This window comes from Streptomyces sp. NPDC046716 (genome assembly GCF_040645755.1).
Classification (GTDB): Bacteria; Actinomycetota; Actinomycetes; order Streptomycetales; family Streptomycetaceae; genus Streptomyces.
The window spans coordinates 21,735-36,646 of sequence record NZ_JBEYYU010000037.1; the positions used below are offsets into that span (position 1 = coordinate 21,735).

Here is a 14,912-nt window from a genome sequence, read left to right on the forward strand (position 1 = left end):
ACCGGCATCCCTAAGGAGCTGACATGCCCCCCGATCAGGCCCTGGGCGTCGCCACGGCGGTGGTGCCCCACGGTGGGACGCCCCGTCGGGACGCTTCCGTCCCCGCGCGTGGCGCCCCTCCGTCCCGGTCCGTGCGGGTGCGTCGGATCGATGCCGATCTTCCCCGTACGGTCCACGAGCGGCTGACGCGGCTGCTGGCCCGGCGTGTCGAGCGGGCGACCGCGGTCGACGCGACGTTCGGCGCCGATGTCGCCGAGCGCGTCGCGCGGTTCACCCTCGGCGGCGGGCGGCGGATCCGTCCGCAGTTCCTGTGGTGGGGGCTGCGCGCCTGTGGTCTCCCCGACGACGAGCAGGTCGAGGCGGCCCTCCAACTGGGCGCGGCGCTGGAGCTCATACAGACCTGCGCCCTCGTGCACGACGACATCATGGACCAGGCCCCGACGCGCCGCGGCCGTCCCGCCCTGCACGTCGACTTCACCGCGCAGTACCGGTCCCAGGCGCGCGCGGGCGGCGCCCGGTTCGGCGAGTCGGCGGCGATCCTCGCCGGTGACCTGGCGCTGGCCTGGGCCGACGACGAGGCGGCAGGGGTCGATCTGACGGGCCCGCAGGCGCGGCGGCTGCGCGAGACGTGGTCGCAGATGCGGCTGGAGATGGTCGCCGGGCAGTACCTGGACGTCCAGGGCGAGCACACGGGGAACAGGTCGCTGCGCCAGGCCATCAGTGCCGCGTGTCTGAAGACCGCCCTCTACACGGTGGAGCGCCCGCTGCAACTGGGCGCGATCCTCGGCCGTGCGGACGACGCCACGCTGCGGGCCCTGTGTTCGGCGGGCCGTGGCGCGGGGCTCGCCTTCCAGTTGCGGGACGACCTCGACGACGCGTTCGGCGATCCCGTCCGGCGGGACAAGCCGGCGGCCGGTGATCTCCGGTCCGGCAAACCCACGTACCTGGTGGCGCTGGCCCAGGCCCGTGCCGAGCGGGACGGCGACCACCGCGCCCTGGCGGTCCTCGCCCGGTCGGGGCGGCAGGTCCTGGACGACGGCGATCTCGACGATCTGCGGTACGTCCTCGAACGCACCGGCGCCCGGCAGCTCGTCGAGGACAAGATCGGCCGCCTGATCGCGCAGAGCGCACGCCATCTGGACTCCGTGTCGCTCGACCCGGTGGCCCATGCCCGGCTGCGCCTCCTGCTGCGGCAGGTGGCGGGCACCCCCACGGCGCCGCGCAGCCCGGCCGGCGCGGTCGAAGGAGCGGCCCGGTGAGGACCGTACGCGGAAAGACGGATCATGTGGTCGTGGTGGGCGCGGGCCTGTCCGGTCTGGCGGCCGCCCTGCATCTGCTGGGCGCCGGACGGAAGGTCACGCTCGTCGAGCGGGACGACCGGCCCGGGGGCCGAGCCGGCCTGCTGGACCGTCAGGGCTATCGGATCGACACGGGACCGACCGTCATGACGATGCCCCACCTCGCCGACGAGGCGTTCGCCGCCGTGGGGGAACGCCTCGCGGACCGGGTGGATCTCGTCCCGCTGCACCCCGCCTACCGGGCGGCGTTCGCCGACGGCAGCTCGATCGACGTCCACACCGACGCGCAGGCCATGGAGCAGGCGGTCGAGGAGTTCGCCGGACCGGACGCGGCGGCCGGTTACGTGCGGCTGCGGCACTGGCTGGAGCGGCTGTACCGGGCGCAGATGAAGCACTTCATCGACACCAACTTCGACTCTCCGCTGCAACTGCTCACCCCCGACCTGGCCCGCCTCGCCGCGCTCGGCGGCTTCGGCCGGATGGACTCCCGGATCGGCCGGTTCATCAAGGACGAACGGCTGCGCCGCGTCTTCTCCTTCCAGTCGCTGTACGCGGGTGTCCCGCCGGCCCGCGCGCTGGCCGCGTACGCCGTCATCGCCTACATGGACACCGTCGCCGGCGTGTACTTCCCGCGCGGCGGGATGCACGCGCTGCCCCGCGCCATGGCGGACGCGGCCCGCGACGCGGGCGCGGATCTGCGGTTCGGCCGGACGGTGCGGAGCCTGGAGCGCTCGGGCGACCGGGTCACCGCCGTGGTGACGGACACCGAGCGGATCCCGTGCGACGCCGTCGTCCTCACGCCCGATCTGCCGGTCGTCTACCGGCTGCTCGGCCGCGCGCCGCGCCGCTCGGTCGCCCTGCGCCACGCCCCGTCGGCGGTGATCCTGCACGCCGGGACCGACCGCACCTGGCCCCAACTGGCGCACCACACGATCTCGTTCGGGGGCGCCTGGCACGACACGTTCGACGAACTGACCCGGCGCGGACGCCTGATGAGCGACCCGTCGCTGCTCATCACCCGTCCCACCGCCACCGACCCGACGCTGGCCCCGCCCGGCAAGCATCTGCACTACATCCTGGCGCCCTGCCCGAACACCGACATCGGGCCGAGCCCCGCCCAGTGGGGCGATCTCGCGCCCCGCTACCGCGGCGAGCTGCTGGCCGAGCTGGAGCGGCGCGGTCTGGACGGCATCGGTGACGCGATCGACGAGCAGTGCTTCGTCACCCCCGCCGACTGGCACGCCCAGGAGCACGCCGCCGGGACCCCGTTCTCGGCCGCGCACACCTTCGCCCAGACCGGGCCGTTCCGTCCCCGCAACCTCGTCCGCGGCACGGAGAACGCGGTGCTGGCCGGATGCGGGACGACACCCGGTGTCGGCGTTCCCACGGTGCTGCTGTCCGGAAAGCTCGCCGCCGCGAGGATCACGGGCACCCGCACGAGGGGGACCTCCCGGTCCCGCTCCCCGCACGACACCCTTGGAAAGGCGCCCCTGTGACCGCGCGAGAACTCGATGCCGCGGGCATCACCGACCCCGGCCTCCGCAGCGCCTACACCCGGTGCCGAGAACTCAACGCCCGCCACGGAAAGACCTACTTCCTGGCCACCCGGCTGCTGCCCGCCCACCGTCGGCCCGCCGTGCACGCCCTGTACGGCTTCGCCCGCTGGGCCGACGACATCGTCGACTGTCACGGCGGCGACACCACGGCGCGGGAGCGTGGCGCGGCGCTGGAGAAGCTGTCGGCGGAGCTGCGGCACGGGCTCGCCACGGGACACAGCGACGAGCCCGTCGTCCGGGCCCTCGCCGACACCGCGCACCGCTACGCGATCGACCCCGCGCACTTCCAGGACTTCATGACGGCGATGCGCGACGACCTGACGGTGACGGACTATCCGGGCTACGCCGATCTGCGCCGCTACATGCACGGTTCGGCGGCGGTCATCGGACTCCAGATGCTCCCGGTGCTCGGGACGACGGTGCCGCGCGCCGAGGCGGAGCCGCACGCCGCCGCCCTCGGCGTGGCGTTCCAGCTCACCAACTTCCTGCGCGACGTGGGCGAGGACCTCGACCGCGGGCGCGTCTACCTCCCCGCGGATCTGCTGGCCGCGCACGGCGTCGACCGGGACCTGCTGCGGTGGAGCCGGGACACCGGCCGCCAGGATGCCCGTATCACCGGGGCGTTGAAGGCGTTCGAGGCGCTCACCCGGGACGTCTACCGGGAGGCGGTGCCCGGCATCGCGCTGCTCGACCCGGTGTCCCGGCCCTGTATCCGCAGTGCCTTCGTGCTGTACGCGGGCATTCTCGACGCCGTCGCGGACGACCGGTACAGCGTGCTGCACCGCCGGGCCGTCGTGCCCCGGCGCCGTCGGGCGGTCGTCGCCCTGGACGGGCTCGTCCGCATCGCGCACGCCCGGATCCGGCACCGGTCCACGCCGTTGGCGGCCCTGCCGCACCGGCCCGGCCCGCATCACGTTCCCGCCCGGGTGGAGCGTCCGCTCGTGGACAAGGAGGCGGCGGCATGAGCAAGCGGCCCTGGACGGACCGGATCCCGCTGACCGTCCGCAAGAACCCCCTCGCGTGGGAGCGGCAGGAGCCCACCTGGCGCCAGGCGCGGCCCGCCGTGATCGAGAGCGCCCTGAAGCGGTCCCAGACGCGGCCCTCGGGCAACTGGTACGTCGCCGGTGCCTCCGGTGACGTACCGTCCGACGCGCCGCTCGGGCGCACCGTGGCCGGCCGTGAGCTGGTGCTCTGGCGCGACGCCGACGGGCGGCTGGCCGCCGGCCCCGGCGCCTGTCCCCATCTGGGCGCGCCGCTGAAGGACAGCCCTCTGCGGTGCGGGACGCTCGTCTGCCACTGGCACGGGCTCACGCTCGGCCCCCAGGGCACGGCGGGATGGCGGACGCTGCCCGTCCACGACGACGGGGTCCTGATCTGGGTCCGGCTGGACGGCGCCGACGGCGGGCAGCCCCTGGAGCGGCCCGTCGTCCCGCCGCGGCCGGATCCGGCCCGCTCGGTCGCCGCCGTCTACACCGGCTTCGGCCGCTGCGAGCCGGAGGACATCGTCGCCAACCGGCTCGACCCGTGGCACGGGGCCTGGTTCCACCCGTACTCGTTCGTCGATCTGCGGGTCGTGGACAGTCCGTCCGGTGACGGTGCGGAGCCGGAGGACGACGGGTTCGCCGTGGACGTGTCCTTCCGGCTCACCTCGCGGCTCGTCGTGCCCGTCCGTGCCGTCTTCACCGCGCCGGAGCCGCGCACCGTGGTCATGCACATCACGGACGGCGAGGGGCGCGACTCGGTGGTGGAGACGCATGCGACTCCACTGACGCCCGCGGGCCATCCGGCGCCGCGGACCGCTGTGGTGGAGGCGGTGATCGCCACGTCCGAGCGGCCCGGCTTCACGGTGGCGCGGCAGGCCGCCTTCGCGCTGCGGCCCCTGATGCGGGCCGCGGCGAAGCGCCTGTGGCGCGACGACCTCGCCTACGCGGAGCGCCGCTGGACGTTGCGCACCCGGGCCGAGCTGCCCTACTGAGGGTCACAGGCCCCAGATGCGTGCCACGAAGAAGCCCGCCACCAGGACGGAGCCGACGAGGATGAGCAGCACCCACCAGTAGGGGTGCTCCCAGACTCCGCCGTCGGCCCGTTCCTGGTGCGCCTCGGCTGTGGATCCTTCCGCCGGGGGTGTCTCCGACGGCGGGACGAGTGAGTGGGTCATGTCTCCACGGTCCTCCCGATGCGACGGATCCGCACGCCGGGAGGCCGGCGCCGCATCCGTCCCGGGAGGCACGGCGAAAGAAGGGCAGGAGGTGTCGTCATGGCCGTCGTCGCGGCGCACGTCGTCGAGCCACTGCGGCTGCGGGCCGGTAAGGCCCTGTTCGCCCGGGTCGCCGGGCCGGAGGGGCCGCGCAACCGGGAGGCGATCCACCGCACTCCCGGCCCCCGGTGGTTCCCGGAGGGCAGTCCGATCCGCCGGGTCCACGCCGACAGCGCCATGTTCGTCGGCGGGCTGTCCGCGCTGCTCCTGCAGACGCTGCACCCCTCCGCGATGGCGGCCGTCGCGACCCACTCCGGCTTTCGCGGGGACCCGTGGGGCAGGCTGCACCGCACCAGCACCTTCCTGGCCACCACGACCTATGGCACGGCGGACAGCGCCCAGGCCGCCTGCGACCGGCTGAACGCCGTGCACGCACGGATCCAGGGGGTCACCGACCAGGGTGTCGCCTATCGCGCCTCGGACCCGCACCTGCTCGAGTGGGTGCACATCGCCGAGATCGCCTCCTTCCTCCGCGCCCACCAGCGCTTCGCCTCTTCTCGGCTGACGAGGAGCGAATGCGATCAGTACGTGGCGCAGACCGCCCGCGTCGCCGAGGCGCTCGGCGTGTCCGAGCCCCCGCGGTCCGTGGCCGAGCTGGGCGCGAGGTTCGCGGCCTACCGCGCGGAGCTCCGGGCCACGCCGGAGGCGCTCGACACCGCCCGCTATCTGCTGCTCGATCCACCGCTGCCGGTCCCGGCCCTGCCGTTCTACGCGGCCCTGGCGTCGAACGCGATCGCCCTGCTGCCCCGCTGGGCGGCGGCCGAGCTGCGGCTGCCCCGCTGGGAGCGGGCCGAGCGGTGGACGGTGCTGCCCACCGGCAGGATGATCACGGGTCTGATCCGCTGGGCGATGCGCGACCCGGAGGCGGAGCGCTGACGACCGTCCGGGACGGCTCAGGGACGGACCAGCCGGCGCAGCGCGCGGCGGGCCAGCGGCGCGTAGGCGAGGACGACGGGCGCGGGTCCGGCGAGGGTCAGCCGGGTCGCGGCGCCCGAACTCCCGCACCGGTCGACCGCATGGTCGAGGCGCAGGCGGAACGGGCCGGCCCGCACCCGCCAACTCCATGTGCGGGCGTCGTGATCGACGGCCGTGACGACGAACCGCACCGCCGGGCCGACGACGGGCCGCACCCTCCCCCGCATCCCGGCGCGCAGCGCGGGTTCCGTCTCCACGGACCGGATCTGCGGGGCCCACGTCGGCCAGCGGGCAGGCCGCGCGTAGCGCTCCCACACCGTCTCCGCGTCGGCGGCACCCCGCTCACTCAACGTCAGTCGCACTCCGTCAGCGTGTCACAGACCCGGACTTTCCGGGCTACTCGGCGTACGTCTTCGTGTAGAGGTCGCCGTCGTAGTACTTGCCCGGGTCGGTGTTCTCGTCCAGCTCCTTGTTGCGCACGAAGAACTCGCCGAGCTTCTTCAGCCAGGAGTCCACTTCGCCGCTCCTGGTCTTGGCGACCAGGTCCTTCGTGGACAGCGTCTGCACGTGCGAGGCGTCGGCCTCGGCCTGGGCCTCGGTGACCTTGAGCATCTTGGCGGTGAGCGCGATGGTCTCGTCGGGGTGCGCGCTGCGCCAGTCGTTCGCCTTCTGGAGGACCTTGATCACCTTGGCGTTCTTGTCCCCGGACACCTTGTTGCCCGCGACGAAGGCGGTGGGGAAGGCGTCGCCGGTGTCCTTGGTGCTGGCTATCTCCTCCAGGCCGGGGACCTTCTTCTTGATGGTGTCGATGGCCGGGTAGAAGAAGCCCGCGCCGTCGATCTTCCCGGAGGAGAACGCGGAGACGATGGTCGACGGGTCCATGTTGACCTTCTCGATGTCGCCCGCCGTCATCCCCGCCTTCTCCAGGGCGATGTTGAGGACCATGTCGCCTGAGGTGCCCTCGGGGACGCCGACCTTCTTGCCCTTCAGGTCCTTCATCGAGGTGATGCCGGGCTGGCCGATGACCCGGTCGGCGTAGGTGAGGGTGTCGATGGCGATCACCTTGGACTTGCCGGAGGCCGGCAGCCACATCGCGCCGGGGCCGATGTAGCCGTAGTCGAGGCTGTCGGCGTTGAGCGCCTGGATCTGCACCGGGCCGTTGTTGAACACCTTCACCTTGGCGGTCAGGCCCTCCTTCTTCCACAGCCCCTGCTTCTCGGCGATCGCCAGCAGGCTGGCGCCGTTGTAGTCGCCGATGTAGCCGAAGCGGACGGTGGAGTCGTCCCCGGAGGCACTGCCCGAGCAGGCGCTGAGCGGGAGGACGAGCAACATCGCTACGGGCAGGGCGAGATAGCCGTGCCTGATGGTCTTTCCGGGCATGCTGAAGGTTCCTCTCGGGGTGGTGCGCGTCTGAGGGGGAGCGGGGAAGAGAAGGGAGAGTCAGGCGGCCTGCGGTGGCGCTTCCTGGTGGTAGACCGAGGTCCACACCTCGTTGCGGATGCGCCGGAACTCGGGCGAGAGCCGGATCTCCTCGGTACGGGGATAGGGCAGGTCGACGTCGACGATCCGGTGGACGCGGCCGGGCCGCGCGGCCATGACGACGACCCGGCTGGCGAGATAGACGGCCTCGTCGACATCGTGGGTGATGAACAGCACGGTGCGCTTCTCCTGGCTCCAGGTGCGCAGCAGCTGGTCCTGGAGCTGTACGCGCGTCAGTGCGTCCAGCGCCCCGAACGGCTCGTCCATGAGCAGGACTTGGGGGTCGACGGCGTAGGCGCGGGCGATGGCGCAGCGCTGCTTCATGCCGCCGGACAGCGTCTTCGGGAGGGCATCGGCGAAGTCGCCCAGGCCGACGAGGTCGATGGCCTGCTCGGCCTTGCGGCGGCGCTCGGGCCCGGGCACGGAGGCCAGCTTGAGCCCGAACTCCACATTCTGACGCACCGTCAACCAGGGGAAGAGCGCGTACTGCTGGAAGATCACGCCGCGGTCGGGGCCGGGTCCGGACACGGGCGTGCCGTCGACCAGGACGGCGCCGGAGTCGGGCTCCTGGAGCCCGGCGGCCATGCTCATCAGGGTGGACTTGCCGCAGCCGGACGGGCCGACGACGGTGACGAACTCCTGGTCCGCGATGTCCAGGCTGACTCCGCCCAGCGCGGTGAACGTCGCGCCCTTCAGCGGGAAGGTCTTCACCACGTCGCGGAAACTGATCTTGCTGTTCATCGTCGCTCCTGCCAGCCGGTCAGGCGTCGCTCGGCCAGCAGCAGCAGCCGGTCCATGACGAGCCCGAGCACACCGATCGTGATCAGGGACACGAAGACCGTGTCCATTTCGAACCAGGTGGACGCCTTCTGCATCCGGTAGCCGAGCCCCTCCTGCGCGCCGATGAGTTCGGCGGCGACCACGGTGGCCCAGGACGCGCCGAGGCCGATCCGCATGCCGACGAGGATGAACGGGGTGGAGGCGGGGACGACCACCTTGGCGAAGATGGTGCGGTCCGAGGCGCCGAGCACCCGGGCCGCGTTGATCAGCGTCTTGTCGACGTCGACGACGCCCTGGAAGGCCGAGACGACACAGGACATGAACGAGGCGAGGAAGATCACGGCGATCTTCGGGACCTCGCCGATGCCGAGCAGTACGACCGCGAGCGGGATCAGCGCGAGCGGCGGGATGGTGCGGAAGAACTGGATGTACGGCTCGATGAGCGCGCGGGCCGTCGGGTACCAGCCCATCAGGAAGCCGACCGGCACGGCGACGACGACACCGAGGGCGTAGCCGATCAGGACGCGCTGGAGACTGGCGAGGACGTCGGTCCCCAGGGTGCCGTCGGCGATCATGCTGCCGGCCTTCTGGGCGACGGCCAGGGGGGCGGGCAGGTTCTCGACCAGGCCCAGGGCGGCCACCACGGCCCACAGGGCGATTCCGGCCACCACGGACACGGCGTTGAGGATCAGGGGACGGCGCCGGGAGCGCCGGGGCTGCTGCCTCGGCTCTTCGGCGGCGGTCTTCTTGACCGGAGTGATCACAGCCATGGGTACCTCACTGGTGGCTTCACGCGTTCTCCTCGGAGACGGGCCGCGGATAGTGGGAAAGGAGGGGGGATTCGTGGAGAACGAGGGCGATGCCGCCCAGCGCGCTGCCGGCCTCGCCGAGCGTGGCGCGCCGGACGTCGACGTGGTGGCGGGCCATCGGCATCAGGTGCTGCCGCAGTGAGCGCTCGACGGGGTCGAGGAGGGCGGGTCCCGCCTCCGCGAGTTCGCCGCCGACGACGATGACGCCGGGGCCGACGGCGTGACAGACGGCGGCGAGGACGCTGCCGACGTCGTGGCCGACGCGCTCCAGGACCTGGAGCGCGGGGGGTTCGCCCGCCGCGGCCGCGGCGAGGAATCCGGCCAGGTCGCCGGCGCGTCCGCCGGCCTCCCGGTAGCGGTTGAGCACGGCGTCGAGGGCGGCGCGGGTCTCCAGACAGCCGGTGCCGCCGCATTCGCACTGCCGGCCGACGGGGTCGACGACGACGTGCCCGAACTCGCCGGACAGGCCGTACCGGCCCCGGTGCAGCGCCCCGCCGACGACCAGGCCGCCGCCGACACCGTGCGAGAGGCGCAGATAGAGCACGTCGCTGCTGTCGGCGGCCGCGCCCCAGACCGCTTCGGCGAGGGCCGCGAGCCGGGTGTTGTTGTCGATCAGCACCGACACGCCGAATCTCTTGCGCAGCAGGTCGGGGAGGCCGTCGATGCCCTGGGCGTGGGCCCTCTCGCTGCCCGGGTCGGTGATCGGGCCGACCACGCCGACGCCGATCGCGCTGAGCGCGTCGAGGTGGACGGCCGACTCCGCGGGTGCCGCGTCGTCCGACGGGACGGTGGCCAGCGAGCCCAGGAGGCGTTCCGCGATGTCGACCCGCTCGGGCCAGGAGAGGTCCGCGTTGTGCGGCTCGCTCGCCGAACCGATCACCTCGTGGGCGAAGTTGACCGCGGCGACGTGCACCGCCCGGCGCGCGAAGTCGATGCCGACGGCCTCGCCCGCGGCCGGGTTGAGGCTGAGCTTCTCCACGGGCCTGCCGCGCTTGCGCACCTCGACGTGCGGGGTGCTGGCGACCACCGCGCCGCTGCCGACGAGCCCGGCGACGATGTCGTAGAGCGTGGTGCGGGAAAGACCGCTGCGGGTGCCCAACTCGGCGCGGCTCAGCGGGCCGTGCTTGCGCAGCAGGTCGAGGACGGAGTGCTCGTGGCTGCGTCGGAGCCGCGTCAGCGGACCGTCGTGTTCGTGCATGCCCGACAGCATGTGAGCAGCGCTCATTTTCGTCAATGAGTCGGACAGAAAAAGTCACCGCCGTCCGACACCCCGGAGCATCCGGCCGCCAACTGTCCTGACCTGCACCGATGATGGGCCCGATGGGGCAGATCCGGCGCTCCCGCAATGTTTCCGCAACACGATTGCCATGCTGGGCGCCGTATGAAGATCGTGTGACACGCGGCGGCCCGGGTGGTTTCTCCCCGGCCAGGACGACGAGACTTCCCGTGTCCCGGCGCCCCCGAACCCTCCGGGCCGGTCCCGGGATTAATTTTCCGACCTCTTGACGAAATTCATCGGGGCCTTTGATGCTGGGCGGCAGCCACTCCCCGCAGGCATCCGCACCCCGGACGACGAAGGAGACGCGACTGATGACGAGACCGGAGAACGTGCCGCACCTGGGCCGACGGTCGTTGCTGGCCGGTATCGCCGGGTCGATGGGAGCCGTGGCGCTGCCTTCGGCCGCCGCCCAGGCGCTCCCGTCGCCGGGCGCCGCACGGCACGGGTATCCGTCGAACTGGCCGGAGCCCGAGCCGTACGGCATCGCCGACGTCCGCGACGACCTGTGGCCGCGCGCGGACAACTCCTTCGTCCTGCCGCTCGAACTGCGTCCGCGGGACGAGGAGTTGGGCCGCGTCTGGATGCGCGACACGTACGTCAACTGCTTCGTCGTCGACGGCCGTCCGCTCTATGTCGCCACCGGCACCACCCGGGTGCCCGGCCTGACGGCGGCAGGGCCCTGGAACGACGGCATCTTCGTGTGGACGGCACGCTCCCTGCACGGGCCGTGGAAGCTGGCCGACACCACGAGGATCCGGCCCGGCGCCGAGCGCGGAAAGGTGTGGTCCCCCGAGTTCGTGGGCGAGAACCGTCCCGGCCGCACGGTCGTCGCGCCGTGGCAGGAGCACTGGTACGACGACGGCCAGTTCGGCAAGCGCGGCAACGCGTGGGCGCCCGAGCTGCACTACTTCCGCGGCAAGTGGTACATGGTCGCGTGCATGGGCGACCACTCCAAGAAGGTCGGCTCGTTCATGCTGGTGAGCGAGGGCGGGGTCGCGGGCCCGTACCGCCTCGTCGAGGGCAATCTCGACAAGCCCTTCGGGGAGTCCTTCATCGGCGGTCCTTCGTTCATCGAGCCCGGCGCGTACTTCCACATCGACGGCAGCATCTACACCGAAGGGAGCGACGCGTGGCTGGTGCTGCACAACAACCTGTACGCCAAGTTCCGCCCCGACATGGAGGACATCGTCACGCCGACGGACCTGCCGGCGTTCCAGCAGACCGCGTACACGCCCGAGCCCTATCTCGAGGGCGCCTACGTGTTCAAGCACGGCGGCAAGTACTACCTGCTGCAGGCCGCGTGGGACCGGAGCTCGACCGCCGCCGACGGCTCGACCAGGAACGCCTACGACACGGCGGCCGCCGGACGCACGCAGTACCAGTACGACGCGATCGTCGCCGTCGCCGACCGGTTCGAGGGCCCCTACTCGAAGCGCTGGACCGCGGGCGTGGGCGCCGGGCACAACAACTTCTTCAAGGACCACCACGGCGGCCTGTGGGGCACCTTCTTCCGTAACCCGGCGGCCGGTTACTGGGCCGATCCCGCCCGCGTCGACGACGCGGCGGTGCCCGGCGTCGTCCGGCTGGAATGGACGGGGCCGCGAGGGAACCGCCTCTACGTGCAACGACGGGACTGACCTCGATCCCGGTGACCCGCCCGCCGTCGGCCCCGCATCCGTGCGGGGCCGACGGCGGTTCGCGTCAGGCCTGCTCCGTCTCGAACGCCGAGAGGGTCGTGTCGTAGTCGGTCGGCACGTCGTACATGGGCGTCATCCAGTGGTAGAAGTTGTCGCCGCGGTCCCTGAGCAGGTGGTACAGGCGGCTCATCAACTCCGTGCGCACCTCGTGCAGTTCGGGGTGCTCGTAGCGGTTGAGGAGTTCGTCCGGGTCGCTCTCCAGGTCGTACAGCTCGTTGTGCGACTCGGGGTTGACGACCAGCTTGTACCGCCGGGTGCGGAGCATGCGCTGCGGGTAGGGGAAGTGGTGGCCGTGGTACTCGGCCAGGTGGTGGCCGTCCCACTCGGGGTGCTCGCCGCGGGCCAGCGGGACCAGGCTGCGGCTGTCGACGGCGGGGGCCGGGTCGCTGCCCGCGAGTTCCAGGATCGTCGCCGTGTAGTCGGTGAGGGAGACGAACTCGTCCCGCACCTGTCCGGGCACCGCGCCCGGCACCTTCAGCAGCCCCGGGATGCGGTAGATGTCCTCGTACATCGCCGGCCCCTTGTCGTGCAGCCGGTGCGCGCCGGTGAACTCGCCGTGGTCGGCGGTGAAGCAGACCGCGGTCCGGTCGTCGAGCCCCAACTCCCTTACGGCGTCGAGGATGCGGCCTATCTGTTCGTCGATGAGGGTGACGTATCCCCAGTAGACGGCGATGAGCTTGCGGCTGTCCTCGAGCGGCATCGTGTCGAACGCCCACAGCTTGCTGTAGTTGCTCTGCACCGGCGGTTTGCCCGCGAAGGTCTCCCCCATGGACTTGGGGAGGGTGACCAGTTCGGGGTCGTACAGGTCGAAGTAGGCGTCCGGGACGATGTACGGCAGGTGCGGGCCGAAGAAGTGGGTGGCCAGGAAGAACGGGGCTCCGTCGCCGCCGCGCTCGCCGTCGGCGAACCGCCTGAGCATCTCGATGGTCCGGGTGGCGAGGTAGTACTCGAAGGTCGCCTCGACGGGCTGGTGGAGGCGGGCGGCCAGCAGATTGCCCGGGCTGCCGTTGGGCGTGGTGCCGCGCATGCGGTCGCTGATGGCGTACTCGGGCAGGCCGTTCTCCTTCAAGTAGGCCAGGTAGTCGGGGTGGTCGACGGGGTTGTGCCAGCCCGCGAGGTCCGGGCCCTCGAAGCCGTAGTCGGCCGCGGTGCGCCGCACGCCGCCGTGCCACTTGCCGAGCAGGCCCAGGTTGTAGCCCTCGTCGCGCAGTTGCCCGGCGAAGGTGAACTGGTCGTCGGCGAGGTCCTCCAGATAGCCCACGTTGCGCTCGTAGTTGGCGAGCAGCTTGTGCCGGAACGGGGCCGCGCCGGTGAGCAGGCTGGCGCGGGCCGGGGTGCAGATCGCGGTCGGCGTGTAGGCGCTGTCGAACCGGGTGCCATCGGCGGCGAGCCGGTCGAGGTTCGGGGTGCGCACGTGCGGGTTGCCGTAGGCGCCGAGGGTGTCGACCCGGTGCTGATCGGTCATCAGGAAGAGCATGTTGTGGCGCACGGCGGTGCCTTTCGGGTCGTGGCGGGTCGTACGGATGCGGTCCCGGCCGGGGCCGCCCGGGCCGGACGGCGGTCAGGGGACGGTCAGGACGCCTCGGTCGCCGAGGGGTCGGGGGGCGCGGCGTCGGGAGTGGTGTAGCCGGCGAGCAGCGGCGATTCGTGGAAGACGAGGGCGAGGGCGCCGAGCGGCCCGGCCCGGTCGGCGAGCGCGGCGGGCACCAGCCGGACGCCGCGGTGCACGCGGGTGGGCGTGTAGCGGCGGAAGGCGGCCTCGACCGGGTCGAGGAAGACGCCGCCCAGGGCGGCGACCTCGCCGCCGAGTACGACGCGCTGCGGGTTGGCGGTGCCGCACGCGGCGGCGAGGGCCCGGCCCACGGCGTGCGCGGCGCGCTCCACGGCGGCGCACTCGGCCTCCTCCCCCGCGGCGAGCGCCTCGCCGAACCGGGTCCAACTGCGCCGTCCGGCGGCCCGCAGCAGAGCGGGCACGGAGGCGAGCTGTTCCATGCAGCCATGGCCGCCGCACCAGCAGCGGGGCCCGTCCGGATCGACGCTGATGTGGCCGATCTCCCCGGCCGCGCCCTGCGCGCCGCGGAACAGCCGGCCGCCCGCGACGAGTCCGCCGCCCACGCCGTAGGACAGGGTCACGTGCAGGGCGTCGCCCGCGCCGCGCGCGGCGCCCCAGATGGCCTCGCCGAGAGCGGCGAGCCGGGTGTTGTTGTCGGCGAGGACGGGGACCTGAAGGGCCTCGGCGAAGCTGTCGGCGACCGTCTGGCGGTGCCGGGGCACGCCGTGCCCCGCTTCGGCCGGGGCGCTGCCGCCGCCGGTGGTCTCGCCGGGGCCCGGGGTGCCGATGCCGACACCGCCGAGGCCGGTGAGGTCGATGGCCTCGCGGGCGGCGAGGTCGCGCAGCAGCCCGAGCGCCGCTGCGGCCTGTTCCTGGGCACTGGTGCGCGGCGGGCAGTGGACGCCGTCGAAGGCGGTGATCTCGTGCGCCGCGTTGGCGATCACGACCTTGATGCGCTCGCGGCCCACCTCGACGCCCGCGGCCTGCGCCGAGTTCGGGTTGAGGGAGAGCCGGTGCACGGGGCGGCCACGGCCGGCCGGTGCGCCCGCCGCCGGTGCGGGCTCCTCCAGCAGCACCGCGTCGGCGAGGAGTTGGCCGACGATGCCGGAGAGGGTGGTGCGGGAGAGGCCGGTCGCCGCGGCCACGTCGGCCCGGGTGCTCGGCCCCTGCCGGCGCAGCACCGCGAGCACCCGCTCCACGTTCCCGTAGCGCAACCGGCGCAGCACGGTGGGGTTCTTGACCACTGCCATGGGCCCATGCTGCCCAGGCCCCTTATTTTCGTCAACACCT

The 14,912-nt window shown here is 72.5% G+C and carries 14 protein-coding genes; 6 read left to right on the forward strand and 8 right to left on the reverse strand.

What is annotated here, in order from left to right; translation table 11 throughout:
• Positions 1-23: 23 nt before the first annotated feature.
• The 4 genes from ABZ930_RS25740 to ABZ930_RS25755 are packed head-to-tail and all read left to right on the forward strand — an operon-like array spanning position 24 to position 4,829.
• Positions 24-1,259, forward strand: a complete 1,236-nt coding sequence (locus ABZ930_RS25740) for a polyprenyl synthetase family protein (protein ID WP_361552111.1) — start codon at positions 24-26, stop codon at positions 1,257-1,259.
• Positions 1,256-2,794: a phytoene desaturase family protein gene (crtI, locus tag ABZ930_RS25745; RefSeq protein ID WP_361552114.1), complete on the forward strand. Its 1,539-nt coding sequence runs from the start codon at positions 1,256-1,258 to the stop codon at positions 2,792-2,794. Before ABZ930_RS25740 ends, crtI begins: the two co-directional genes overlap by 4 nt.
• A complete protein-coding gene (locus tag ABZ930_RS25750; protein ID WP_361552117.1) occupies positions 2,791-3,819 on the forward strand; it encodes a phytoene/squalene synthase family protein in 1,029 nt (342 codons plus the stop codon). Before crtI ends, ABZ930_RS25750 begins: the two co-directional genes overlap by 4 nt.
• On the forward strand, positions 3,816-4,829 hold the full coding sequence (locus ABZ930_RS25755; RefSeq protein ID WP_361552120.1) for a DUF5914 domain-containing protein: 1,014 nt from the start codon (positions 3,816-3,818) through the stop codon (positions 4,827-4,829). The genes ABZ930_RS25750 and ABZ930_RS25755 overlap by 4 nt, the downstream gene beginning before the upstream one ends.
• A gap of 3 nt (positions 4,830-4,832) precedes the next feature.
• Here ABZ930_RS25755 and ABZ930_RS25760 read toward each other — a convergent pair whose 3' ends face one another.
• Entirely contained in the window at positions 4,833-5,222 is a 390-nt protein-coding gene (locus ABZ930_RS25760; protein ID WP_361552123.1) for a DUF6480 family protein, read from the reverse strand.
• Here ABZ930_RS25760 and ABZ930_RS25765 point away from each other — a divergent pair.
• Positions 5,112-5,987, forward strand: a complete 876-nt coding sequence (locus ABZ930_RS25765) for an oxygenase MpaB family protein (protein ID WP_361552126.1) — start codon at positions 5,112-5,114, stop codon at positions 5,985-5,987. The two genes, ABZ930_RS25760 and ABZ930_RS25765, sit on opposite strands and share 111 nt — an antisense overlap.
• Positions 5,988-6,004: 17 nt before the next feature.
• Here the strand turns inward: ABZ930_RS25765 and ABZ930_RS25770 are convergent, their stop codons facing one another.
• The 5 genes from ABZ930_RS25770 to ABZ930_RS25790 form a co-directional block, all read right to left on the reverse strand.
• The gene (locus ABZ930_RS25770; protein ID WP_361552129.1) at positions 6,005-6,376 is read right to left on the reverse strand and encodes an SRPBCC family protein; all 372 of its coding nucleotides are present in this window, start codon (positions 6,374-6,376) and stop codon (positions 6,005-6,007) included.
• Positions 6,377-6,422: 46 nt separating this feature from the next.
• A complete protein-coding gene (locus tag ABZ930_RS25775; protein ID WP_361552303.1) occupies positions 6,423-7,358 on the reverse strand; it encodes an aliphatic sulfonate ABC transporter substrate-binding protein in 936 nt (311 codons plus the stop codon).
• Between the two features lie 108 nt (positions 7,359-7,466).
• Positions 7,467-8,246, reverse strand: a complete 780-nt coding sequence (locus ABZ930_RS25780; RefSeq protein ID WP_361552132.1) for an ABC transporter ATP-binding protein — start codon at positions 8,244-8,246, stop codon at positions 7,467-7,469.
• Positions 8,243-9,055, reverse strand: a complete 813-nt coding sequence (locus tag ABZ930_RS25785) for an ABC transporter permease (RefSeq protein WP_361552135.1) — start codon at positions 9,053-9,055, stop codon at positions 8,243-8,245. The genes ABZ930_RS25780 and ABZ930_RS25785 overlap by 4 nt, the downstream gene beginning before the upstream one ends.
• Positions 9,056-9,074: 19 nt before the next feature.
• Complete coding sequence (locus ABZ930_RS25790; RefSeq protein WP_361552306.1) at positions 9,075-10,304, reverse strand: ROK family transcriptional regulator; 1,230 nt, start codon at positions 10,302-10,304, stop codon at positions 9,075-9,077.
• Between the two features lie 380 nt (positions 10,305-10,684).
• On the opposite strand from ABZ930_RS25790, the gene ABZ930_RS25795 reads away from it, so the two are divergent.
• Positions 10,685-12,010 (forward strand): family 43 glycosylhydrolase, encoded by a 1,326-nt coding sequence (locus ABZ930_RS25795; protein ID WP_361552138.1) that lies wholly within the window; start codon positions 10,685-10,687, stop codon positions 12,008-12,010.
• A 64-nt stretch (positions 12,011-12,074) separates the two neighbouring features.
• Here ABZ930_RS25795 and ABZ930_RS25800 read toward each other — a convergent pair whose 3' ends face one another.
• Positions 12,075-13,547: a sulfatase-like hydrolase/transferase gene (locus ABZ930_RS25800; protein ID WP_361552309.1), complete on the reverse strand. Its 1,473-nt coding sequence runs from the start codon at positions 13,545-13,547 to the stop codon at positions 12,075-12,077.
• Positions 13,548-13,642: 95 nt separating this feature from the next.
• Complete coding sequence (locus ABZ930_RS25805) at positions 13,643-14,872, reverse strand: ROK family protein (RefSeq protein WP_361552141.1); 1,230 nt, start codon at positions 14,870-14,872, stop codon at positions 13,643-13,645.
• Positions 14,873-14,912 lie beyond the last annotated feature (40 nt).